Origin of the sequence: Streptomyces sp. NPDC059740 (assembly GCF_042733155.1) — a bacterium.
Lineage (GTDB): Bacteria > Actinomycetota > Actinomycetes > Streptomycetales > Streptomycetaceae > Streptomyces.
This window is the reverse complement of record NZ_JBHWGP010000091.1, coordinates 1-3,625: the sequence shown is the minus strand read 5'-3', so window position 1 is coordinate 3,625 and position 3,625 is coordinate 1. Positions and strand designations below refer to the sequence as shown.

At 77.5% G+C, this 3,625-nt stretch carries 3 protein-coding genes; 2 read left to right on the top strand and 1 reads right to left on the bottom strand.

Features of this window, described 5'->3' with window-relative positions; all coding sequences use genetic code 11:
• Positions 1 to 128 precede the first annotated feature (128 nt).
• Entirely contained in the window at positions 129 to 812 is a 684-nt protein-coding gene (locus ACFV3R_RS34515; protein WP_385591499.1) for an O-methyltransferase, read from the bottom strand.
• 215 nt (positions 813 to 1,027) lie between these two features.
• Here ACFV3R_RS34515 and sigE point away from each other — a divergent pair, with 215 nt between their 5' ends.
• On the top strand, positions 1,028 to 1,822 hold the full coding sequence (gene sigE / locus ACFV3R_RS34510; protein ID WP_385591497.1) for an RNA polymerase sigma factor SigE: 795 nt from the start codon (positions 1,028 to 1,030) through the stop codon (positions 1,820 to 1,822).
• Entirely contained in the window at positions 1,819 to 2,928 is a 1,110-nt protein-coding gene (locus tag ACFV3R_RS34505) for a zf-HC2 domain-containing protein (protein ID WP_385591495.1), read from the top strand. Before sigE ends, ACFV3R_RS34505 begins: the two co-directional genes overlap by 4 nt.
• Positions 2,929 to 3,625 lie beyond the last annotated feature (697 nt).

The following is a 3,625-nucleotide window of genomic DNA, read 5'->3' as shown; positions in this document are numbered from 1 at the left end:
GCGCGTACGTCTCGTCGTACGCGCCGCGCACCGGGGCCGGGCTGTTTCCCGGGGAGCATGTTCCGGGCCGGGCGTCGGCCGGAACCGGCCCGGCGCTCTCCGGGCGTCCGCGGGCGCCGGGCGCCGGTTCAGCCCCGTTTGACCGCGCAGAGCAGACCGTCGCCGACGGGCAGCAGGGAGGGCACCAGCGTGGTGCTCTCCCTTATCGTCCGCAGCAGGTCCCGCAGGTGCCGCACGTCGGCGGCCGGGGCGGTGGAGTCCACCGTGCGCCCCTCGGCGAAGACCCCCTCGAAGCAGACCAGCCCGCCCGGGCGCAGCAGCCGCAACGATTCGGCCAGGTACTCCAGGCTCTCGCTGGGGTCGCCGTCGCAGAAGACGAGGTCGTAGCCGCCGTCCGCCAGCCGCGGCAGCACCTCCAGCGCGGGCCCGGGGATGAAGCGGGCGCGGTTGCCGGCGAACCCGGCGGCGCGGAACGCCTGCCGGGCGAACTGCTGCCGCTCCGGATCGAGGTCGACGGTGGTCAGCACGCCGTCCGGACGCATGCCGTGCAGCAGGTAGAGGCCGGAGACGCCGGTTCCGGTGCCGATCTCGGCGATCGCCTTGGCGTCCACCGCCGCGGCCAGCAGCCGCAGCGTCGCCCCCGTGCCGCCGGAGACCGCGCCGATCCCCGTCTCCTGGGCGCACTCCCGTGACCAGCGCAGAGCCGCCGCCCCGGCGTCGTCGACGCTCCCGGCGCCGTACGCCTCGGCGAAGGCCAGGCTCGTGTGCCGGTTGCCGGTAATGGCCCTCTCCTGTCCCCGTAGTTGACGCAACCGTGACTGTATCCGCTGCGTCCGGGAACTCGCAGATGGGACCGGGCGTTGAGGAGAGGACGAGAGGTGCGGGAGTGACCGGCGGAGCACAGGAGCGGCACGACGGGCGCGGCCGGGGGGACACCGCGGATCACCCCGCGGCCTCGCGACGAGACGCGGCTCACCAGGGAATGCAGGTCAAAACCGCTTATCCGGAGCTAACGGGCGGAGTGGATATGGTAGGGGCCCTACTGGACACCACCAGAGCCACCAGGGGAGGTGCGGCGAGTGTGGCCGGCCGGGCGACGCGTCGACGTCTCCGCAGGTCCACCACCGAGCCGGAATCCGTGACAGACACCGCTGATCGATCCCGCGCCCACAGCCGGCAGGCCGAGGGCGCCGCCGAGTCCGCCACCACCGCGACGTTCGCCACCGACGCGGACGGTGCGCAGGCGTGGACCCCGCCCAGCTGGGAGGAGATCGTCAGCACCCACAGCGCCCGTGTCTACCGGCTCGCCTACCGGCTCACCGGCAACCAGCACGACGCCGAGGACCTCACCCAGGAGGTGTTCGTCCGCGTCTTCCGCTCGCTGTCGACGTACACCCCGGGCACCTTCGAGGGCTGGCTGCACCGCATCACCACCAACCTCTTCCTCGACATGGTCCGCCGACGGCAGCGCATCCGGTTCGACGCCCTCGGCGACGACGCGGCCGAGCGCCTGCCCAGCCGCGAGCCCACCCCGCAGCAGCACTTCAACGACACGCACTTCGACGCCGACGTGCAGCACGCGCTGGACACCCTCGCGCCGGAGTTCCGCGCCGCGGTCGTGCTCTGCGACATCGAGGGCCTCAGCTACGAGGAGATCGCCGCGACCCTCGGCGTGAAGCTCGGCACCGTCCGCAGCCGCATCCACCGGGGCCGCTCCCACCTGCGCAAGGCGCTGGAGCACCGAGCTCCCGAGCCGCGGGCGGCGGGCGGACGCACCCGGCGCTCGCTGCCGTCCATGACCGGGGAGGTCGGGATCGCGTGAGTGGTAAAGGCGGTCCGTCCCCCGCCGAGCACCACCTCGGCGACCGCCTGGCGGCTCTGGTCGACGGGGAGCTGGGCCACGACGCGCGCGAACGCGTCCTCGCCCACCTCGCCACCTGCCACCGGTGCAAGGCGGAGGCGGACGCACAGCGCCGGCTGAAGTCGGTGTTCGCCGCGAGCGCGCCCCCCGGGCCCTCGGCGGGCCTGCTGGCGCGCCTGCAGAACCTGCCCGGCGGCGACGGCTTCGGGCCCCGCCCCCTCGACGGCGCGGCCCACGACCCCACCGGCCCGGACGGCCGCCCGGACCCCGACTCCCCGGCCCCCCGGGACGGCCGCTTCGGCACGTCCCAGGCGCGCAGCCGACTGGGCGGCGGCGGTCTCCTCGGATCCGGTGGCCGCCTGCCGAGCGCGGCGCTGCTGCCGGACACCCCACCCACCGCACTCGGCGCCGTGGCCCCGTCCCTGCCGCCGCGCAGCACAGCGGGCACCACCGGGCGCCGGCCGGAGACCCTGCGCACCGCCGCCCAGCGGCGCCGCTTCGCGTTCACCGCGGCAAGTGCCTTCTCCCTCGCCGCCCTCGCGCTCGGCGGAGCGGTGTCGCCCGACGCCGGTGCCGACCCGGGCAGCGGGGCCGACAGTGCCGTCACGCCGCTCAGCGCCACCCCCGACAGGGCCGAGGACCGCCCCAGCCGTGACCGGCAGCTCCTGGCCGTCCAGGACCGGGTGCACACCTCCGGTGCCACGGCAGCGGCTCCGAGCGCACCCAAGGGCGGCCAGGCCCCGCCGAGCCGGCCGGCCGCCTCGCCGTCCCCCTCCGGCTACGCCTGGACGGCGTTCGGCGGACCCCGGCGGACCCTTCCGCCCCGGACCTCCCCGCTGCGCGACGCCGCAGGCCTGCCCCAGCTCTCCCCGCCGTACGCCGGACTCCTCCCCACCGGGCAGGCCGGCACGGCGACCGCTGCGCCGGAGCCGGCCCGCTCCTTCGGGTCCTGGCCCGGCGGAGCCGTCACCGGCAGCGCCACGACCGCCGGTGACCCCGCCGCGTCCTCCTTCCCCTCCGGGAGCCTCCCCGGCCCGTGGCGGACCGCGGCCCCGGCCGGCGACTGACCCTCCGCCCACCACCGGGCCGGACGGAACTGGTTGAATCCCGGGAGGGACCGCACCCCGACGGCTCCAGGCCGCGTCCGCCCCGCCCTTCCAGCGCCCGCCCCGCACCGCCCGTCCGCGTTCGCGCGGTACCGGCACCGGGCCCGGGCCCGGTGGGGCCTCCGGCGCGGCACGGGAGGGCGTCGGGTGGCGCGGGTCGAGGGAGTGGGAGAGCACGGGATGAACAAGCCAAGCACCGGCCCGGAGATCACCTGGTGGAGCCGGCCGGAGCCGATCCGGCCGCCGGAGGTGCCCGGGGGCGAGGCCGCCGGACGGCGCCGCAGCCCGGCCGACGGCAGCCCGGCCGGGGACGAGGCGGCCGATGCCGGCCCGGCCACGGACACCTCCGGGCCCGCCGGTCGGGCCGGTCGCACCGCGGCCGGCGGCCCAGCCGAACCCGGTCACCGCGGGGACGGCGCGGAGCGGGCCCCCCGGGTGCCGCTGCACCCCGAGGACCCCTACGGCACCCCGCCCTACGGCCGCCCCGGCCCCTGGGCCCCGGCCCCGCCGGTGGCCCCCCCCCCCCCCCGGGCGCCGGCCCTCGGCACCGCCGGTCCCCCCCCCCCGCGGGCCCGCCGCGCCGGCCCCCCCCGACCGTCGTGCGAGGCTGGGGCCGGCACCCCCGACCGGCCGCCGGCCCGCCGACGCGCCCTTCACC